Source organism: Rhizobium sp. GR12 (assembly GCF_036596185.1).
Classification (GTDB): Bacteria; Pseudomonadota; Alphaproteobacteria; order Rhizobiales; family Rhizobiaceae; genus Agrobacterium; species Agrobacterium nepotum.
This window is the reverse complement of the sequence record NZ_JASXTH010000023.1, coordinates 13,676-30,980: the sequence shown is the minus strand read 5'-3', so window position 1 is coordinate 30,980 and position 17,305 is coordinate 13,676. Positions and strand designations below refer to the sequence as shown.

Here is a 17,305-nt window from a genome sequence, read left to right as displayed (position 1 = left end):
GCCTTCTTGTTTATAGAAAGAAATATGCTATATTCTTTCCAGGGAAAGGATGCGCGCCATGAATCTTCATGCCAAGACCGCCAGTGATCCTGCGGCGCAGGGCAGGGTCGTCACCAAGGCCGTTATGACCGCTGCCGAGCGGCTGGGCCTGAATGCTGCCCGCACGGCGGATATTCTCGGCGTTTCCGCCCCTACGGTGTCGCGCATGAAGCGGCTCGATTTCCTGCTGGAACCGGGCGCTAAGTCATTCGAGCTTGCGGTGCTGCTGATCCGGGTTTTCCGCTCGCTGGATGCAATCGCCGGCGGCGATGAGGCGGTGGCCAAAAACTGGCTGCGCAATCACAATACGGCGCTCAACGCCATGCCTGCCGAGAGGCTAACCACCATTACCGGATTGATCGATGTCCTCTCCTATCTGGACGCCCGACGCGCTCCTGTCTGAAAAACGCGCCGCATCGGGAAAATACTGGCGGCTGGTGGAAGCGCAGCATCAGGTTTCCACCATGAAACTGGTGGATACGGTGGAGGAGCAATCGCTGCTGGAAGATATTCTGGAGGCGAGCAAGCGGCCGTTTCCGCCGGAATGCGCCGGGTTTGACTATCTTCTCGCCACGCCCTTCCGTTATGGCGCTGCCTATCCGCATGGTTCGCGTTTCCGCCGGGCGGGTTTTACCGAGGGCGTCTATTACGCCGCCGCGAAGGTGGAAACCGCACTCGCCGAAATGGCCTTCTACCGGCTGTTGTTTTATGCAGAATCCCCCGGCACGCCGCTGCCCGCCAATCCCGCCGATTATTCCGCCTTCGCCGCCCGTATCTCGACGGATGCGGCGCTGGACCTGACGAAACCGGAACTGAGCCGGGACGAAGCCTTGTGGACCGATCTGCAAAATTACGAGCCATGTCAGGCGCTGGCCGAACAGGCGTGCCTGGCAAAGGTTGAGGCCATTCTCTATCGCTCGGTGCGCGATCCCGCAGGTGGCCTCAACATCGCCATCCTGTCGCCAAAGGCCTTTGCCGAAAAAATGCCGGTGGAACGGATGAGCTGGCGCATCCGCCTGTCGAAAACCGGGGTGCAGGCACTCTGCGAATTTCCGATGCGCAGAACGGGGTTTGCGATCTCGGATTTCGCCGGCGATCCACGCCTCGCCAGCCTGCTGGGTTGACCTGCTGGGCTGGCGGGCGTTTTTAAAAGGCATCATGCCGAGGCGAAAAACGCTTCGGGATCGTCGACTTCCACCAGCTTGCGCCTGTCGATCAGCCAGAAACGGGTTCCCACCGCCCGCACGAAACTCCTGTCATGCGAGACGAGCACGCAACTGGCCTCACGGCTGATGATTTCCGCCTCCAGCGCTTCCTGCCCGTCTATATCAAGATGGTTGGTGGGTTCGTCCAGCAGGTAGAAGTTCGGTTCCGCCAGCCGCAGCGCCAGCATGGCAAGCCGCGCCTTCTGCCCGCCGGAAAGCGTGGCGATGCGGCGTTTCTGCATTTCCATGTCGATCCCGGCGCCCGCGAGCAGACCGTGCATGCGCTGGTCGCCAATGTCGAAACGGCGTGTCAGTAGCGTCATCGGCGTGCTGTTGTCATCGATTTCGGCCAGTGACTGATCGACATATCCGGCCACCAGCGAAGGCGTGGCCTTTATGCCGTCCTGTATTTGGCCCGCACCCGTCACCGCTGCCTTCAGAAGCGAGATCAGCCGCGTTTTGCCGACACCATTGCGGCCAAGAATGACGATGCGGTCGCCCTGGCGGACAAAATGACGGCCGGTGCGAAACAAGAATGTCCCGTCCGGTGTCGAGACAGGCACATCTTCCAGAGTGACCAGAACCTTGGCATGGGTGCCGCGATTGGCGAGCTGGATTTTGCCGGCGGATCGCTCGCTATGGGCCGGCCGCGCATTCTCCTCCAGTTTCTCGGCACGCTGGCGCAATTGCTTGGTCTTGACGGTCAGAAGATCGCTGCCGGAATTGATGCCGATATTGTTGAGCTTCGCGGCCTGCCGGCGCAATTGCTGCGCGGTTTTCATGTCGCGCTGGAAACGCCGCTCATCGGCCGCATCCTCCTCTTCGAGTGCTAGCCGCGCGTGGCCGTAGGGCAGCCGGAACAACGCTGAATTTTCCGGCCGCAGGAACAGCGTGGTTTTCGTGACATTGTCGAGAAAGGCGCGGTCGTGGCTGACGATGACGACCGCAGTATCGCGCGGCAATTGCGTGAGCCAGCTTTCCAGCACGTTGATTTTTTCGAGGTCGAGATGGTTGGTCGGCTCATCGAGCAGGAGGATATCCGGCTCGGTGATCCATGCCCGCGCCAGCATGGCAAGCCTCTGCCAGCCACCGCTCAGCTCTTTCAGACGGCGCTGACGATAGGGTTCCGGCACCAGCATCGCGTCGAAAATAATATCGGCGCGCCAGCTCTCGCTGTCGATCGTGTCCGCAGGTAGGGCGGAAAGCACGGCGTCCCGCATTGTCTGCTCCATAAGCGGGGAGGGCAGATGCTGGTGGACGATGGACTGCGTCAGCCCGCGCAGCCGGGTGAGATCGCCACTGGTGGCGTCCAGGTCTCCGGTAAGGCAATTGAGCAGGGTAGATTTGCCGTGGCCATTCGCAGCGACGATGCCGATGCGGTCCCCGGCATTCACGGTGAGGTTGAGATTGGAAAAAAGCGGCTTGCCCAGAATGATTCCGAGGTTTCGAAGCGTGATAAGGGTCATAAAATTGTCTCTGGCAAAACGGACCCGTAACGAACCGTGGTCTGCAATATGCAGTACGGGGTTTCGGTTCGCGGTGATCCGTCGTGAAAACATGCGCAATGGCAGACAAGCTGCATCCTGCGCGGCCTTTTGGGCAAACCAGAGTTTTGGTGTTCCGGTCAGCCCTGCAAACGCGTCTGCAGGGCAAAAAGGTGGCAGAGCTGACGATTGCGCCAGAAGCAGGAAATATCCATGCGAAGCCTCCTTTCTTGATACGGGTTGAACCACTCGACAATTAACAGCGGTGGCTGTTCGAGGCAATGGCTTTTGCAGCAGGGGGGCTTATGCCGGAGAATGCGGCAAGCCACACCCTCCCGTTTCAATCCAGCCCTTAACCTCTGCGACCTTATTGCTTCGCCACACGCTCGCGCAGTTTTTCCACATGTTCGGCGATTTCAGGTGTCACCGCATCGCCGAAATCTTCCATTTCGAACATCGGGCGAATTTCGATTTCACTGCGCTCCAGCATCGGGTTGGGGCAACGTTTCACCCATTCCACGGCCTCGTCCATGTCCTTCACATTCCAGAGCCAGAAGCCGGCAACCAGCTCGTTGGTGTGCGGGAAGGGGCCATCGACGACGGTGCGGCTGTCGCCGTCGAAAATGACCCTCTTGCCCTTGGAGGAGGGGTGCAGGCCGTCACCGGATTGCATGATGCCGGCATTGACCAGCTCCTCGTTGAATTTCCCCATTGCCTCCATGAGTTCGGTCGTGGGCATGACGCCATCTTCACTGCTCTTGGTGGCTTTTACAAAAACGATTGCACGCATGATCTTTCCTCCTTGATCGCGTTTTCCGTAGTTTCGCTCCCCGGCACGACGGCCAGATGACATTCTTGTCGACAAAAGTGGCGCTATGCCGTCATCCGGTCAGCCGAGATCGATAAGGTCGCGGCGCAGCCGGTCGGGGTCGCCGCTGCCGATGCGGCCCTCTATTTCGGCATGGGTCTGCTGCCAGATGGGAAAGCCGGCGGCGAGCACGGCCATGCCTTCCGCCGTCAGCCGCAGGCGCTTGCCGCGCTTGTCCTTGGGGTCCTGTTCGATGCTGACCAGTCCGCGCCGTTCCAGCGGTTTCAGCGCTGCCGTCAGCGTCGTACGGTCCATGGCGAGAAGATTGGCGACCGGTCCCATCGGCGGCGGCTCCGGCCGGTTGAGCGACATCAGCAGTGAAAACTGGCCATTATTGATGCCGACAGGCTTCAGCGCATTGTCGAACAGCCGCGCCAAAGCCCGGGCAGCGCGTTGCGCATGCAGGCAGAGACAGGCGTCCCGCACGAAAAGAGTTGTCGAAAAAGGAATCACGCTGGTGTTTGACATGGTATAAATATGTTGATATCAACCTAAATAGTCAAGCGGAACTTGTCACCTTGCTGATGGTTTCCTTGGCTTTCAATGCGAAAATATGCGGCGCCCACCGCTTGAGCGGAGCGGCGCCATGGTGAAAGACGGATCCAAGGAGGAAAGATCATGTCTCATCCCGTCGTTTCGAATGAGGAGTGGCTTGCGGCCCGCCGCGATCTGCTGGTGAAGGAAAAGGAACTGACCCGCGCCCGCGACAGGCTGAACGACGCGCGGCGCGCATTGCCTTGGGAAGAGGTGACGAAGGATTATATTTTCGATGCGCCTTCCGGCCCGAAATCGCTGAAGGAACTGTTCGGCGATTGCAGCCAGCTCATCGTCTATCACTTCATGCTGGCGCCCGACTGGGAGGAGGGCTGCACCGGCTGTTCCTTTTTCGCGGATCATGTCGATGGCGCGCTCATTCACCTCAAGCATGGCGATGCGAGTTTCGCGGCAGTTTCGCGCGCGCCGCTTGAAAAGATCGAAAGCTACAAGCGGCGCATGGGGTGGAAATTCCCCTGGGTTTCGGCGGAAGGTACTGATTTCAATTATGATTATCAGGCCTCGTTTCGGGACGACGATATGGCCAACCGCGCGATCACTTACAACTACCGCGAAATGGAGCCCTATGGCGACCTGAAGGATCTGCACGGTATCAGTGTGTTTGCCAAGGGTGAGGACGGCAAGATCTACCACACCTATTCCACTTACGCCCGCGGCGCGGAACAAACGCTTGGCACGCTGATGCTACTCGATCTGGTGCCAAAAGGCCGTAATGAAGAGGGTGTAATGGATTGGGTGCGCCGGCACGACCAGTATGAGGACGCGCCGAAGGCAGCAGCCTGCTGCCACTGAACCATGGACGAGGAGGAGACGAAAATGGAGAATGCCAAGCCACAGAAAGAGCACGAGTTCCTGTCAAGGATCGTCGGCGACTGGGTCATGACCTCCAGTACCGGCCATGACGGTTACGATCCCGACGATCCCGCCCAGCGGTTCACCGAGACTGTCAGTTCCATTGGCGGGCTGTGGATCATCGGGCATGGCAGCGGCAAGATGCCTGATGGCACGGAGATGACGGCCGTCATCACGGTGGGTTTCGACCCGGCCAAGGGAAATTTCGTCGGCACCTGGGTGGGATCGATGATGACCAATCTCTGGGTCTACAAGGGCTGGCTGGAAGATGACGGCAAGACCCTGACGCTTGAGGCGGAAGGACCGGCCTTCGACGGTTCCGGCCGCATCGATACCTATCACGATGTGCTGGTGCTGCATGACGATAACAACCGCAGCTTTTCCGGCAGCGTCCGGCAGCCGGACGGCACCTTCAAGACCTTCATGACATCGGAGTTCCAGCGCAAGGCCTGATGCCCCGCCGGAACCACGCCGAATAACGCGCCGCCGCGTCCTGCGGCGGCCGATCGCCAGAAAACCCACGCCATTACTCCGGAGAGAGAAAATGTCCGATACACACGGAAAATTCATATGGGTCGAACTGATGACACCTGACATGGAGGCGGCCGCCCGCTTTTATGGCCATGTCGTCGGCTGGCAGACCAAGGATTTCGGTTCGCCGGAAATGCCTTATCTGGTGCTTGAGGCCGATGGCAAAGGCATGGGCGGTATCATGGAACTGACCGAAGAGCACAAGGGCCAGGGCATTCCGCCGAACTGGACCGGCTATGTCGATGTCGACGATGTGGATGCCACAGCAAAACTTTTCGCAGAAAAGGGCGGCTCCGTCATGCGTCCGCCGCAGGATATTCCCGAGATCGGCCGTTTCGCCGTGGTGGCGGATCCTTTCGGTGCGGTTATCTGCATCATGACGCCGCAGCCGATGGAAACCGGCGGCTTCCCCGAGGATGCCCAGAACAAGCAGGGCCATGTCGGCTGGCACGAACTCTTCACCGACAATGTCGATGAGGCGGCCGCTTTTTACGGCGAGGTGTTCGGCTGGACCAAGGACCATGATTTCGACATGGGCGAAATGGGTCCGTATCGCATCTTCGCCCATAATGGCAAAGCCATCGGCGGCATGATGAAACGTATGCCGCAGATCCCCGTCTGCCATTGGGGTTATTATTTCAATGTCGACGGCATCGATGACGCCATCACCCGCATCAGCACCGGTGGCGGCAAGGTCGTCAACGGTCCGATGGAAGTTCCCGGCGGAAGCTGGATCGTTAATTGCCAGGACCCGCAGGGCGCCTACTTCTCGCTGGTCTCGCTAAAGAAGTAACCTTCTTCTTCTGACATACCGATCTGCCGGAGGCCGCTCCGGCAGATTACCGGTTTCCCGGCAGGCGAACGTGATCGATAAAAGCGCGAAGCTTCGGCGCAAGATTGCGACGATTGGGATAATAGAGATAAAATCCCGCAAAGGTCGGAGAATGGTCTTCCAGCATGGAAACGAGTTGGCCGCTCTCCAGATAGGGACGGAACGTCTCTTCCATTCCGAAGGTGATTCCGGCACCGGAGCAGGCCAGCTTTATCATCAACTGCATGTCGTTGGTGGTGAAATCGGGCTGCACCGCAACGGCGAACTCGCGGCCATTTTCCGCAAACTCCCACCGGTAGGGTGCAACGCCCGGACGAGGCCGCCAGCCGATGCATCGGTGATCGACCAGTTCGCGGGGCTGCGTCGGTAAGGCGAAGCGAGCGCGATATTGCGGCGAGCAGACGGCGAGCTGCCGCTGCGGACCGGAAACCGGAACGGCGATCATATCCTGCGCGATCAACTCCCCAAGGCGCACGCCGGCATCGTAATGTTCGGCAACGATATCGAATTCCTCATCCGTCACGACAATATCGAGCTGCACCTCGGGATGTGCCGCAGCGAAGCTCGCAAGCAATTGCCCCGACAAAAAGCGTTCCGCTATGGAGGAAACCGCAAGCCGCAATTGCCCTCGCGGGGTTCCGCTCAGCAAAGAGGCGGCCTGTGTCGCCTGCACGAGATTGCCGATGGACGGCGAAACATCCGCGTAAAGCTGTTGTCCCGCTTCCGTCAGGCTGACGCTGCGCGTCGTGCGCTGCACAAGCGCTATTCCCATTGTTTCTTCAAGTCTGCGGATGGTCTGGCTGACGGCGGACCGCGTAACGCCGAGCCTGTCCGCCGTGGCGCGGAAACTGCGCTCCTCGGCAACCATGCAGAAAATGGAAAGTGCGTTGAGATCGACATTCATTGGTTAGAAAATCTATCCATAAGGTTCATGATTGAGGCTGTTATCACGACAATGGCAAAGCTTTATCTTTCCTGCAACGGCCGCTCCTCAAAAAAGCGGACCGTAACGCGAAGGAGAAAACCATGACATTGAACAAAGTTGTTCTCATCACCGGTGCGTCGAGCGGGATAGGCGAGGGTATCGCAAGGGAACTTGCCGCCGCCGGCGCGAAACTGGTTCTGGGCGCACGTCGCATGGACCGTTTGCAGGCCCTGGCCGATGAACTGCGCCAGACGGGCGCCGAGGTTGTCGTCCATCCGCTTGATGTAACGGAAAGGCGCAGCGTTGAAGCTTTTGCCGAGGCGGGCCGTGAGGCTTTCGGCCGGATCGACGTCATCGTCAACAATGCCGGCATCATGCCGCTTTCGCTGATGTCGTCTCTCAAGGTCGATGAATGGGACCGGATGATCGACGTCAACATCAAGGGTGTGCTTTACGGGGTTGCCGCCGTTCTGCCTGAGATGACCGCGCGTGCTGCCGGCCACATCGTCAACATAGCGTCCATCGGCGCACTGGCCGTTTCCCCGACGGCTGCCGTCTATTGCGCAACGAAACATGCGGTACGCGCCATTTCGGATGGCCTGCGACAGGAAAACCGCGACCTGCGCGTCACCTGCATTCATCCCGGCGTGGTGGAAAGCGAACTCGCCCATACCATCACCGATCCGGCCGCCGCCGAATTGATGCAGACCTATCGGGCCATAGCGTTGAAGCCCGACGCCATCGGCCGTGCCGTTCGTTACGCCATCGAGCAACCCGACGACGTCGACGTCAATGAAATCGTCGTCCGTCCGACCGCAGCTTAAGGAGGCTGAAATGAAAGCGATTTTTCCAACCGTGCTTGCGATCGCCATGCTTGCGGGAAATGCCGCCGCAGTCGCAAATCCGCAGCGCCTGGACGACCGGTTGAGGCGTGGCGATGAAGTCATACGCAGCCTCAATAACGGCAAGCCGCAGCCCAATCTCGAAGGTTTGCGGCAGGAGTTTCCCTTCCTTGCCGAAGCGACCGAGGGTTACGCCCTGGGGGAGGTCTGGTCCCGGCCGGGACTGGATAACCGGACCCGCCAACTGGCCGCCGTTGCGGTCATGGCAGCCCTTGGTGAGCGCGATCTGATGAAGGTGCACGCGGCTTACGCGCTCAATGTCGGCGCGACCGACGAAGAGCTGAAGGAAATGGTCTATCTGATCACGGTTCCCGCAGGTTTTCCCAAAGCCATCGCCGCATCCCGGACGCTTGCGGAACTGTTCGAGGAACGCCGCGCCAACGCCGCATCGGGAGGGCTGGTGGAATGAACATCCTCTCGACATCCGTCGCTCTTGTGCTGGCAACGGCCGCTGTCGATACCAGTCCCCACAAAGGGAGTGGTGTCGTGAAAGCGAATACGGCCGAAATGGCGGACCTCAAAAGCCACCCCTATATCGGCATGTGGGTCACCGGCGACGGCCATGTTCGCCAGGAGCTTTTGCCTGATGGCCGGTATGATGAGGCGCGCGGCCAACGCAAAAGCGCTTATCAGGGGCGTTACGAGGTGAAAGGCAGCCATATCGACTATTGGGACGATACCGGCTTTACCGCCGACGGCGAATTCGTCGACGATGTGCTCTACCATGGCGGCATGATCTTCTATCGCGAGAAGTAAACCTTCACGTCAACGAGCAGAAAGCGCCACCCGGCCCCATCAAGGCCGGGCGGCATATCTGTTTTACCGTTTCAGGCTTCCCAGAATTCCACGCACGAGGGCGCGGCCGACCGAGGTGGCGACGGAGCGGGCAGCACTTTTCATTGCCGCCTCGACGACCGATTCGCGCTGGTAACCGCTCGTCTTGCGGGCGCCGGTGGTGGAGGCCTTCGTCGGTTCCTCGTCGCCGAAGCCCGGCAGGCGCCAGCGTCCCGAGGCGCTGTCGGACTGGCCGGCGGCGTTCTCCTCTTCCGCACGCTTGGCGGCTTCGGCTTCCGCCGCCTTCTGAGTGCGGGCAGCAAGGATTTCGAAAGCCGATTCGCGGTCGAGATCCTCGTCGTATTGACCGGCGACCGGACCCGTGTCGATCAGCGATTTGCGCTCCGCATCGGTGAGCGGCCCGACGCGGCCCGATGGCGGCCGCACAAGGGTGCGTTCCACGATGGAGGGCGCGCCCTTGTCGTGCAGGGTGGAAATCAGCGCTTCGCCCGTGCCGAGCGTGGTGATGATGTCGGCCGTGTCGAAGGCCGGGTTCTGACGGAACGTGTCGGCGGCCGTGCGCACCGCCTTCTGCTCGCGCGGTGTATAGGCGCGAAGCGCATGCTGCACGCGGTTGCCCAGCTGGGCGAGGACGGTTTCCGGCACATCCAGCGGGTTCTGCGTCACGAAATAGACGCCGACGCCCTTGGAGCGGATAAGCCGCACGACCTGCTCCACGCGCTCCACCAGCACCCTTGGCGCATCGTTGAACAGAAGGTGCGCCTCATCGAAAAAGAACACCAGACGCGGCTTTTCCGGGTCGCCCACTTCCGGCAGTTCCTCGAAGAGTTCCGAAAGCATCCACAACAGGAAGGTCGCGTAAAGGCGCGGGTTCATCATCAGCCTGTCGGCGGCGAGAACCGAAACCGTGCCGCGCCCATCCGTGCCGACGCGCATGATATCGGCAATCTTGAGCGCGGGCTCGCCGAAGAAGTTTGCTGCACCCTGCTGTTCGAGAACCAGCAGTCCGCGTTGCAGCGAACCGACCGATGTCTTGGAAATCAGGCCGAACTGGCTGGAGAGCGCACTGGCGTTCTCGCCCATGTAGTTCAGCAGCGATTGCAGGTCTTTCAGATCGAGCAACGGCAGCCCGCCCTGGTCGGCGATCTTGAAGGCGATGTTGAGCACGCCTTCCTGCGCTTCCGAAGCATCCATCAGCCGGGCCAGCAGCAGCGGGCCCATTTCGGCGATGGTGGCGCGCACGCGGTGGCCTTTTTCACCGTAGAGATCCCAGAAGATCACCGGCGACTTGCCATAGGAAAAATCCGTGAAGCCGATCTGTTCGGCCCGTTTCTGCACCCAGTCCTTGACTTCGCCCTGTGCGGCGATGCCGGAAAGGTCACCCTTGATATCGGCGCAGAAGACGGGAACGCCGGCCTGCGAAAAACCTTCGGCGAGAACCTGCAGGGTCACGGTCTTGCCCGTTCCCGTCGCGCCGGTGATCAGGCCGTGGCGGTTGCCGAATTTCAGCTCCAGATATTCACCCTTGTTCAGGCTGTCGTCCGGATTACGGCTGGTCCCGATATAGATCTGTCCGTCCTGCAACATCGACCATTTTCTCCTGCGACTGACGCATGACCCTTAAAATCGGGATCGATTTAACGAAGGCCATGTCGAATTGAACGTTTTTCGGCATCCTTTGGCCGCTGCTGCCAAAGCGGCCTTTTCATAGTTTGGTTGTGATGATCTTATAAGGACAGTTTCAAGGCGCAACAACTGCTTGATGGCGATGAGGAAAAACCGCTTCATGAAAGTTGCCGCGCCGCCCGCTTGAATGCGGAATGAGATTGTTTTACGTTGACGTTAACGTCAGTTATTCGATGTTGCGTCGTTTTTCAACAGGAGGCAAGAATGAACGAAGTCGTGAGCCAGATCGCCGAGAAGGCGGGAATTAGCCCGGAACTGGCCGAGAAGGCCGTTGGCATGATTCTCGGTTTTCTCCAGCGCGAGGCGGCAGACGGTCCGATCGCCCGGATGATCGAAGCCATTCCGGGCGCCAGCGATCTCGTGGCGCAGTATAATGGCGAGGGCGCCGGTAACGGCGGCGGTCTGCTGGGCGGTCTGATGAGCGCGATCGGCGGCGGCGGCATCATGGGCCTCGGCCAGCAGCTCATGAGCCAGGGCATCGGCATGAGCGAAATTTCCACGCTCGCCAAGGAAACCATCTCCGTTGCCCGCCAGCACGCCGGTGATGAGGTCGTTGATCAGGTGATCGCCTCGGTTCCGGGCCTCAGCCAGTTCGCCTAAGGCGAATTTTTACTCGATAGCGGGGCGCGGCGGTTGTTCGTTGAACAGGCGCCGCGCCTCTTCTATTTCCGCATGGTGGGTTTCAGCCCATATCCACACGCCGCAAAAAGCGCTGCCGAGCGTCTTGCCGAGAGAGGTGAGATCGTAATCCACATGCGGCGGAATGACGGGATGCACGGTGCGGCGCACTAGCCCGTCGCTTTCCATCTGCCGCAGCGTTTTCGTCAGCATCTTCTGGCTGATGGTGCCGACCAGCTTGCCGATCTGCGTGAAACGAAGCGTGCCGTGCTCTTCCAGCACTTCCAGAATCAGCATCGTCCATTTGTCCGCCACTTTCGCGATGATATCCTGAACCAGCGCCTCGATGACCGGATCGGTTTCAGTGGGCGGCGGAACCTTGCGCCTGTTCTCGATCATGGGATCGGCGGCGTGCCGTTTCATCTTACACTCTCCTTTGGGTAAGTATAATTCTTTTGGGTGCCTACTTACGAATGGAGAGTATAGCCGTTAATTTCCCCTCATCCAACAGCGATAAGGATTTTCCGATGAAAACGACAGGCAACACCATTCTCATCACCGGCGGCGGCTCTGGCATCGGGCGGGCGCTGGCGGAAGCGTTTCACCAGCTCGGCAACAGGGTCGTCATTTCCGGCCGCCGCCAGAATGTGCTGGACGAAGTGACGGCCGCCAATCCCGGCATGGCTTCGATGGTGATGGATGCGACCGACGCCGAAGGTATCCGCGCTTTCGCTGATAATCTCGTCAAGGCGCATCCGGCGCTCAACGCCGTCATCAACAATGCCGGCATCATGCGGCCGGAAGAAATCGTTTCCGCGCCGGATTATCTGGATACGGCGGAAGAAACCATCGCCACCAACCTGCTCGCGCCCATTCGTCTGACGGCGGCGCTGCTGCCGCATTTCCTCAAACAGCCCGACGCCACGGTGCTGACGGTGTCCTCTGGCCTCGCCTTCGTGCCCATGGTGGTGACGCCCACCTACAGCGCCACCAAATCGGCTATCCACGCCTATTCGGTCGCTCTGCGTGAACAGCTGAAGGAGACGTCGGTGGATGTCATCGAAATCGTGCCGCCCTATGTGCAGACGACGCTGATGGGCGAAGGTCAGGCGAGCGACGAAAGAGCCATGCCGCTCGAGGCCTTCATTTCCGAAGTGATGGATATTCTTGACCGCCGCCCGGACGAAAAGGAAGTGGTGGTGGAGCGCTGCATGCCGCTGCGTTTCGCGGCGCAAAACGGTAATTTCGATCAGGTGTTTTCCATGGTCAACGGCATGCATCCCTGATGGTTTCTGGATGCTGAGCGCACTTTGTTTTGACCGGGCCGAGAAACCCCCGGTCAAAACCAGGCTGTCAAAATGCAAAACGGGAGGAGACGGCGACTGACGGGTCGTTGTCGACGACGGCTCCGTCGTCACCAAAGCGGTTCACTAGATCCATGAAATTTGGAGAATACTAACTGGAGTAACTGACGCAAAACTTACGGTGGCCCCGCTCATATAGCTATAAGCGAGGCCGTCCCCGCCTCAATCGTCCCAATCGGGCGCGAGGTGGCCGGGGTTGACGATGCGGCCATCCGGTTTGGCGAGTGCGTGGATCGCCCGCATCTCCTCTTCCGTCAGGGTGAAATCGAATATGTCGAAGTTCTCTTTGAGGCGGCTTTCCGTCGCGGTTTTGGAAAGCGCCACGACATCCGGCTGCTGCACGGCCCATCGCAGGGTAACCTGCGCCGCCGTCTTGCCGTGCTTCGCGCCGATATCCTTCAGAACCGGGTCGTTCGGCACCCGGCCATCGGCCATCAGGTAATAGGCGGTGATCGACAGCCCGTGTTTGCGTGCAGCGGCGACCACCTTCGTCTGGTCGAGATAGGGGTGGTATTCGATCTGGTTGGTGGCAAGCGGCGTATCGGAGAGTTTCACCGCCTCTTCCGTCAGCGCCACGTTGAAGTTGGAGGTGCCGATATTGCGCACCTTTCCGGCCTTGCGCACGGCGTTCAGCGCGCCGATCCTTTCGGCTAGCGGCACATCGCTTTGCGGCCAGTGCAGCAGCAGGAGGTCGACATAATCCGTCTTCAGCTTCTGAAGGCTTTCATCGACCGAGGCGAGGAAATCGGCGTGGCGGTAGCGGTCCACCCAGACCTTGGTGGTCAGGAAAATATCGTGCCGGGAAATGCCTGATTGCGCGATCACCTCACCGACAGCACCTTCGTTCTTGTAGATCTGCGCGGTATCGACATGGCGGAAACCGAGTTTCAGCGCTTCCGGCAGAATGCGCCTGACATCGTCTTCCGGAATGCGGAAGGTGCCGAAACCGAGGGCGGGAATATTCGCGCCGTTCGCGTTGACGTGATACATGGATGTCTCTCCTGTTTCCTGAAAACATGGCCGGCAAGGAATGCCGGGTGGTGAAGCCGTCTTTTATTAACTGGTGTCCGCGCCATCGGTTTCAAGCATTTCGACCTATCGTTTCCAAGACGCCATTGCGAGCGGCCGCGCGCGACGTTACCAGTCGGTCGTAAAAAGACATGATCGGAATGTGGAGGATTGTCGCGTGTCGCGCTCACAACGGCTTCTTGATCTGTTGCAGATCCTGCGCTCCCACCGCATGCCGGTCAGCGGCACGACGCTTGCGGCGCAGACCGGCGTCAGCCTGCGCACGCTTTACCGCGATATAGCGACGCTTCAGGCGCAAGGTGCTGACATCGAGGGCGAGGCGGGCGTCGGATACGTGCTGCGTCCCGGCTTCCTGCTGCCACCGCTGATGTTTTCGCCGCAGGAGATCGAGGCACTGGTGCTCGGATCGCGCTGGGTGGCAGGTCGTGCCGATGAGGGGCTGGCCGAGGCGGCCCGGGCCGCACTCGTCAAGATCGGCGCTGTCTTGCCCGATGCCCTGCGCGAGGAACTCGACAATTCCACACTGCTGATCGGCCCTGGGCAGGCCATGGTGGCCATTCGCGTCGATCTGGCGCTCATTCGCGATATTATCCGCAGGGAGAGCAAGGTCGCGATGACCTATCGCGACGAAAAGGGCGAACTGACGGAGCGGGTGATCTGGCCCTTCGCACTCGCTTTTTTCGATCTCGTGCGGGTGGTGCTGGCATGGTGCGAGACGCGGCAGGATTTCCGCAGCTTCCGTGCGGACCGCATCGAGAGTTTTCACCCGCTGGACAAGCGGTATCCCCGCCGCCGCCAGGCTCTGCTGAAAGAGTGGCGCGAGCGGGAAAAACAAAGGCGGCGGCAAGGCCATGCTGACAGAAACTGACAGTATGCGGGTCTAGAACCTGTTCATCCGCAACAAGGAGAACAGCCATGACGATCCACCCCGATTTCACCATTCTCTACGTCGACAACCCGCCCGCCAGCACGGAGTTCTACAAGGCCCTGCTGGGTGCGGAGCCGGTCGAAACCTCCCCGACATTCTCCCTGTTCGTGCTCCAGAACGGCATGAAGCTCGGCCTCTGGTCGCGGCATACGGTGGAGCCGAAGGCATCGGTCACCGGCGGCAGCGGCGAGCTGGCATTCCGGGTCGAAAACGATGCGCAGGTCGATGAAGCCTTTGCTGGCTGGAAGGCGAAGGGCATTACCATTTTGCAGCAGCCCGGCACGATGGATTTCGGCTACACCTTCACCGCCAGCGACCCCGATGGCCACCGCCTTCGGGTCTATGCCTTCGCGGGTTAGAGATAATGCATTGAGGCCGATTGGCCAAATTTAAGATCGGCCTCCGCGTTCTCCTCATCCCTGTGCTTGTCACAGGGATCCAGCCAGCCCAAGTCTTTGGGCTGAGAGGACTCTTTTCGCCGCGCAGACGCGCGTCCGCTGGATTCCTGTGACAGGTACAGGAATGAGGGGAGGCGAAAACGACGCTACTTCTTCACCGCCATCACGAACAGGCGTGGAAAACGCAACAGCAGCCGGCCGTCCGCCATGGGCGGATAGGCGGCTGCGATGCGCCTTGTATAGTCGGCAAGGAAGGCTTCGCGGTGTTCCTCTCCGGCGCCGGCAAGATAGGGGCGCAGGCCGGTGCCCTTGACCCATTCCACGATGCTTTCCGCATCCTTCATGGGGTGGTTGTAGATGGTGTGCCACACATCCACCCGCACGGATTTCGGCGCCAGCGCCTCGAAATAGGCTGATGGGGCGGGCAGGGGTTTGCGGTGCAGCCCGCCGTCCGAGAACGTGTTCTTCCAGGGACCGTCCGCCGCCGTCTCGCGCATGGCGCGATGCGTCGGCTCCTCCAGATTATCAGGCATCTGCACGGCAAGAACGCCGCCGCTTTCCAGCTGATCCATCAGTTGCGAAAGAACGGCGAGATGATCCGGCACCCACTGGAAAACCGCATTGGCGTAAAGCAGGTCCGCCTTCTGGGTGGGCCGCCATTCGCCAAGGTCGGCCTTGCCGAAACGGGTGTTGGGCAGCCGGTCCGCCGCCTTTTCCAGCATGTCGTCGTCGCTGTCGATGCCGGTGATGACGTTGACGCCGTAACGGTCGGTCAAAAGCTCGGTGGAATTGCCGGGGCCGCAGCCCAGATCGTAGCCGTTCAGCACGCGCTCCAGCGGCACCTGCGCCAGAAGATCCCTTGCGGGACGTGTCCGCTCGTCTTCAAATTTCAGATATTGGTGGGCGGACCATGCCATGATTTCCTCCTGCGGAAACGTCGCATCCGAATGGGCGAACGGGGACGGGCAGAGGGCGCTGCAAGCGCCGTCAGACCATCAGCATCGCATGTGCGAAATCGCGCCGCCATCATCCGATGCATGAATTATTGTGATGGATCTATTCATCAACCTTTTGTTTCGCCTCATAAAACGTCCTTGTCAGGGCCCCCGTTTGTTATTTTCCATCAAAATCAGACATAGCAGCAATTAAAACTTGACCTCATTCGGTCGTAGGCATTCACTCCGGCCGATTTTCAAAGCATTGCCAGCAAAAGTGCGAAGCGATTTTGTGCCCGGACATGCGCCAAAGCAAAATAGATGGAGCGTTTTCGCTTTTCGGAAGAAAATGCGGGAGCGTTCAAGACAGGAGACCATTATGAGCGTCGATACCGCACCCCGATCAACCACCTGGACCTATGTTGACGGTCAATGGCTGCCCGGCAATCCGCCGCTCATCGGCCCGACCTCGCATGCCATGTGGCTGGCCTCCACGGTGTTCGACGGCGCGCGCTGGTTTGATGGCGTGGCTCCCGATCTCGATCTGCATTGCCAGCGCGTCAACCGCTCGGCCACCAATATGGGCATGAAGCCGACCATGACGGCGGAAGAGATCGAAGCATTGGCGCTGGAAGGCGTCAATAAATTCGACGGCAAGACCGAGATTTACATCAAGCCGATGTATTGGGCCGAACACGGTTCGCCGGGCAGCGTCGTCGCGCCCGATGCCAATTCCACCCGTTTTGCGCTGTGCCTTTTCGAAGCGCCGATGAATGCCGGCCAGCCGCTGACGCTCACCGTCTCGCCGCTGCGCCGCCCTTCGCCGGAAACCGCGATGACGGATGCCAAGGCCGGCAGTCTTTACCCCAATAGCGGCCGCGCCATTCTGGAAGCCCGCTCGCGCGGTTTCGACAACGCCCTCATGCGCGACATGAACGGCAATGTCGCCGAATCGGCCTCTTCCAACATCTTCATGGTCAAGGATGGCGTCGTCTTCACCCCGGTTCCGAACCGCACCTTCCTTGCCGGCATCACCCGTTCGCGCGTGATGGGCCTGCTGCGTCAGGCTGGTTTCGAAGTGCGCGAAGCGACCCTGTCGGTCGAGGATTTCCGCGAGGCGGACGAAATCTTCTGCTCGGGCAATTATTCCAAGGTTTCGCCAGTGGTGAAGCTGGATGACCGCGAGCTGCAGGCAGGCCCGGTCGCCCGCAAGGCGCTCGATCTTTACATGGATTGGGCGCGTCTGGGCGCGGACGTCTGAGGGCATGGTGCCGCCATGGTCGAGGAAATGAAGACCGCCTGCGCAGACCGTGAAAGGTGACGACTGGACGGAGTTCTGAGGTTCGCAAGTGGAGCTCG

Annotated in this window: 22 protein-coding genes; 14 read left to right on the top strand and 8 right to left on the bottom strand. The window is 59.9% G+C overall.

Going from position 1 to position 17,305, the window contains the following annotated elements; genetic code table 11:
- Positions 1–58: 58 nt before the first annotated feature.
- Together QSK43_RS26060 and QSK43_RS26055 are read left to right on the top strand one after the other, a co-directional pair.
- The gene (locus QSK43_RS26060; RefSeq protein WP_332305894.1) at positions 59–442 is read left to right on the top strand and encodes an MbcA/ParS/Xre antitoxin family protein; all 384 of its coding nucleotides are present in this window, start codon (positions 59–61) and stop codon (positions 440–442) included.
- Entirely contained in the window at positions 402–1,163 is a 762-nt protein-coding gene (locus QSK43_RS26055; protein ID WP_332305893.1) for an RES family NAD+ phosphorylase, read from the top strand. Before QSK43_RS26060 ends, QSK43_RS26055 begins: the two co-directional genes overlap by 41 nt.
- Positions 1,164–1,195: 32 nt before the next feature.
- Here the strand turns inward: QSK43_RS26055 and QSK43_RS26050 are convergent, their stop codons facing one another.
- Complete coding sequence (locus tag QSK43_RS26050; protein WP_332305892.1) at positions 1,196–2,710, bottom strand: ABC-F family ATP-binding cassette domain-containing protein; 1,515 nt, start codon at positions 2,708–2,710, stop codon at positions 1,196–1,198.
- Positions 2,711–2,808: 98 nt separating this feature from the next.
- Here QSK43_RS26050 and QSK43_RS26045 point away from each other — a divergent pair, with 98 nt between their 5' ends.
- Complete coding sequence (locus QSK43_RS26045) at positions 2,809–2,988, top strand: hypothetical protein (RefSeq protein WP_332305891.1); 180 nt, start codon at positions 2,809–2,811, stop codon at positions 2,986–2,988.
- A gap of 107 nt (positions 2,989–3,095) precedes the next feature.
- Here QSK43_RS26045 and QSK43_RS26040 read toward each other — a convergent pair whose 3' ends face one another.
- Together QSK43_RS26040 and QSK43_RS26035 are read right to left on the bottom strand one after the other, a co-directional pair.
- Complete coding sequence (locus tag QSK43_RS26040; protein ID WP_045024184.1) at positions 3,096–3,518, bottom strand: YciI family protein; 423 nt, start codon at positions 3,516–3,518, stop codon at positions 3,096–3,098.
- A 99-nt stretch (positions 3,519–3,617) separates the two neighbouring features.
- The gene (locus tag QSK43_RS26035) at positions 3,618–4,064 is read right to left on the bottom strand and encodes a MarR family winged helix-turn-helix transcriptional regulator (RefSeq protein ID WP_045024181.1); all 447 of its coding nucleotides are present in this window, start codon (positions 4,062–4,064) and stop codon (positions 3,618–3,620) included.
- 150 nt (positions 4,065–4,214) lie between these two features.
- On the opposite strand from QSK43_RS26035, the gene QSK43_RS26030 reads away from it, so the two are divergent.
- From QSK43_RS26030 to QSK43_RS26020, 3 genes are all read left to right on the top strand, one after another.
- On the top strand, positions 4,215–4,943 hold the full coding sequence (locus QSK43_RS26030) for a DUF899 domain-containing protein (RefSeq protein WP_045024179.1): 729 nt from the start codon (positions 4,215–4,217) through the stop codon (positions 4,941–4,943).
- Positions 4,944–4,967: 24 nt separating this feature from the next.
- Positions 4,968–5,456: a DUF1579 domain-containing protein gene (locus tag QSK43_RS26025; RefSeq protein WP_045024220.1), complete on the top strand. Its 489-nt coding sequence runs from the start codon at positions 4,968–4,970 to the stop codon at positions 5,454–5,456.
- A 91-nt stretch (positions 5,457–5,547) separates the two neighbouring features.
- The gene (locus QSK43_RS26020) at positions 5,548–6,327 is read left to right on the top strand and encodes a VOC family protein (protein ID WP_332305890.1); all 780 of its coding nucleotides are present in this window, start codon (positions 5,548–5,550) and stop codon (positions 6,325–6,327) included.
- A gap of 46 nt (positions 6,328–6,373) precedes the next feature.
- On the opposite strand, the gene QSK43_RS26015 is transcribed toward QSK43_RS26020, so the two are convergent.
- Positions 6,374–7,270 (bottom strand): LysR family transcriptional regulator, encoded by an 897-nt coding sequence (locus QSK43_RS26015; protein WP_332305889.1) that lies wholly within the window; start codon positions 7,268–7,270, stop codon positions 6,374–6,376.
- A 122-nt stretch (positions 7,271–7,392) separates the two neighbouring features.
- On the opposite strand from QSK43_RS26015, the gene QSK43_RS26010 reads away from it, so the two are divergent.
- Genes QSK43_RS26010 through QSK43_RS26000 form a run of 3 tightly spaced genes read left to right on the top strand, consistent with a single transcriptional unit; the run spans position 7,393 to position 8,949 of the window.
- Complete coding sequence (locus QSK43_RS26010; protein WP_332305888.1) at positions 7,393–8,115, top strand: SDR family oxidoreductase; 723 nt, start codon at positions 7,393–7,395, stop codon at positions 8,113–8,115.
- Between the two features lie 10 nt (positions 8,116–8,125).
- Positions 8,126–8,602, top strand: a complete 477-nt coding sequence (locus tag QSK43_RS26005; protein ID WP_332305887.1) for a carboxymuconolactone decarboxylase family protein — start codon at positions 8,126–8,128, stop codon at positions 8,600–8,602.
- On the top strand, positions 8,599–8,949 hold the full coding sequence (locus tag QSK43_RS26000) for an Atu4866 domain-containing protein (RefSeq protein WP_045024169.1): 351 nt from the start codon (positions 8,599–8,601) through the stop codon (positions 8,947–8,949). The genes QSK43_RS26005 and QSK43_RS26000 overlap by 4 nt, the downstream gene beginning before the upstream one ends.
- A 63-nt stretch (positions 8,950–9,012) precedes the next feature.
- Here QSK43_RS26000 and QSK43_RS25995 read toward each other — a convergent pair whose 3' ends face one another.
- A complete protein-coding gene (locus tag QSK43_RS25995) occupies positions 9,013–10,575 on the bottom strand; it encodes a helicase HerA-like C-terminal domain-containing protein (RefSeq protein ID WP_332305886.1) in 1,563 nt (520 codons plus the stop codon).
- Between the two features lie 303 nt (positions 10,576–10,878).
- Between QSK43_RS25995 and QSK43_RS25990 the strand changes: the two genes are divergently transcribed.
- Positions 10,879–11,274 carry a hypothetical protein gene (locus QSK43_RS25990; protein WP_045024164.1) on the top strand — a complete coding sequence of 132 codons (396 nt, stop codon included), beginning with the start codon at positions 10,879–10,881 and terminating at the stop codon, positions 11,272–11,274.
- A gap of 9 nt (positions 11,275–11,283) precedes the next feature.
- On the opposite strand, the gene QSK43_RS25985 is transcribed toward QSK43_RS25990, so the two are convergent.
- The gene (locus QSK43_RS25985) at positions 11,284–11,715 is read right to left on the bottom strand and encodes a winged helix-turn-helix transcriptional regulator (RefSeq protein WP_332305885.1); all 432 of its coding nucleotides are present in this window, start codon (positions 11,713–11,715) and stop codon (positions 11,284–11,286) included.
- A gap of 104 nt (positions 11,716–11,819) precedes the next feature.
- Here QSK43_RS25985 and QSK43_RS25980 point away from each other — a divergent pair, with 104 nt between their 5' ends.
- Positions 11,820–12,578 (top strand): SDR family oxidoreductase, encoded by a 759-nt coding sequence (locus tag QSK43_RS25980; RefSeq protein WP_332305884.1) that lies wholly within the window; start codon positions 11,820–11,822, stop codon positions 12,576–12,578.
- Between the two features lie 240 nt (positions 12,579–12,818).
- Here QSK43_RS25980 and QSK43_RS25975 read toward each other — a convergent pair whose 3' ends face one another.
- Positions 12,819–13,646: an aldo/keto reductase gene (locus tag QSK43_RS25975; protein WP_332305883.1), complete on the bottom strand. Its 828-nt coding sequence runs from the start codon at positions 13,644–13,646 to the stop codon at positions 12,819–12,821.
- Between the two features lie 196 nt (positions 13,647–13,842).
- Here QSK43_RS25975 and QSK43_RS25970 point away from each other — a divergent pair, with 196 nt between their 5' ends.
- Together QSK43_RS25970 and QSK43_RS25965 are read left to right on the top strand one after the other, a co-directional pair.
- On the top strand, positions 13,843–14,553 hold the full coding sequence (locus QSK43_RS25970) for a helix-turn-helix transcriptional regulator (RefSeq protein WP_332305882.1): 711 nt from the start codon (positions 13,843–13,845) through the stop codon (positions 14,551–14,553).
- Between the two features lie 47 nt (positions 14,554–14,600).
- The gene (locus QSK43_RS25965) at positions 14,601–14,972 is read left to right on the top strand and encodes a VOC family protein (RefSeq protein WP_332305881.1); all 372 of its coding nucleotides are present in this window, start codon (positions 14,601–14,603) and stop codon (positions 14,970–14,972) included.
- A 185-nt stretch (positions 14,973–15,157) separates the two neighbouring features.
- On the opposite strand, the gene tam is transcribed toward QSK43_RS25965, so the two are convergent.
- On the bottom strand, positions 15,158–15,928 hold the full coding sequence (gene tam, locus QSK43_RS25960; protein WP_332305880.1) for a trans-aconitate 2-methyltransferase: 771 nt from the start codon (positions 15,926–15,928) through the stop codon (positions 15,158–15,160).
- A gap of 397 nt (positions 15,929–16,325) precedes the next feature.
- On the opposite strand from tam, the gene QSK43_RS25955 reads away from it, so the two are divergent.
- Complete coding sequence (locus QSK43_RS25955) at positions 16,326–17,207, top strand: branched-chain amino acid aminotransferase (RefSeq protein ID WP_332305879.1); 882 nt, start codon at positions 16,326–16,328, stop codon at positions 17,205–17,207.
- Positions 17,208–17,305: the final 98 nt, after the last annotated feature.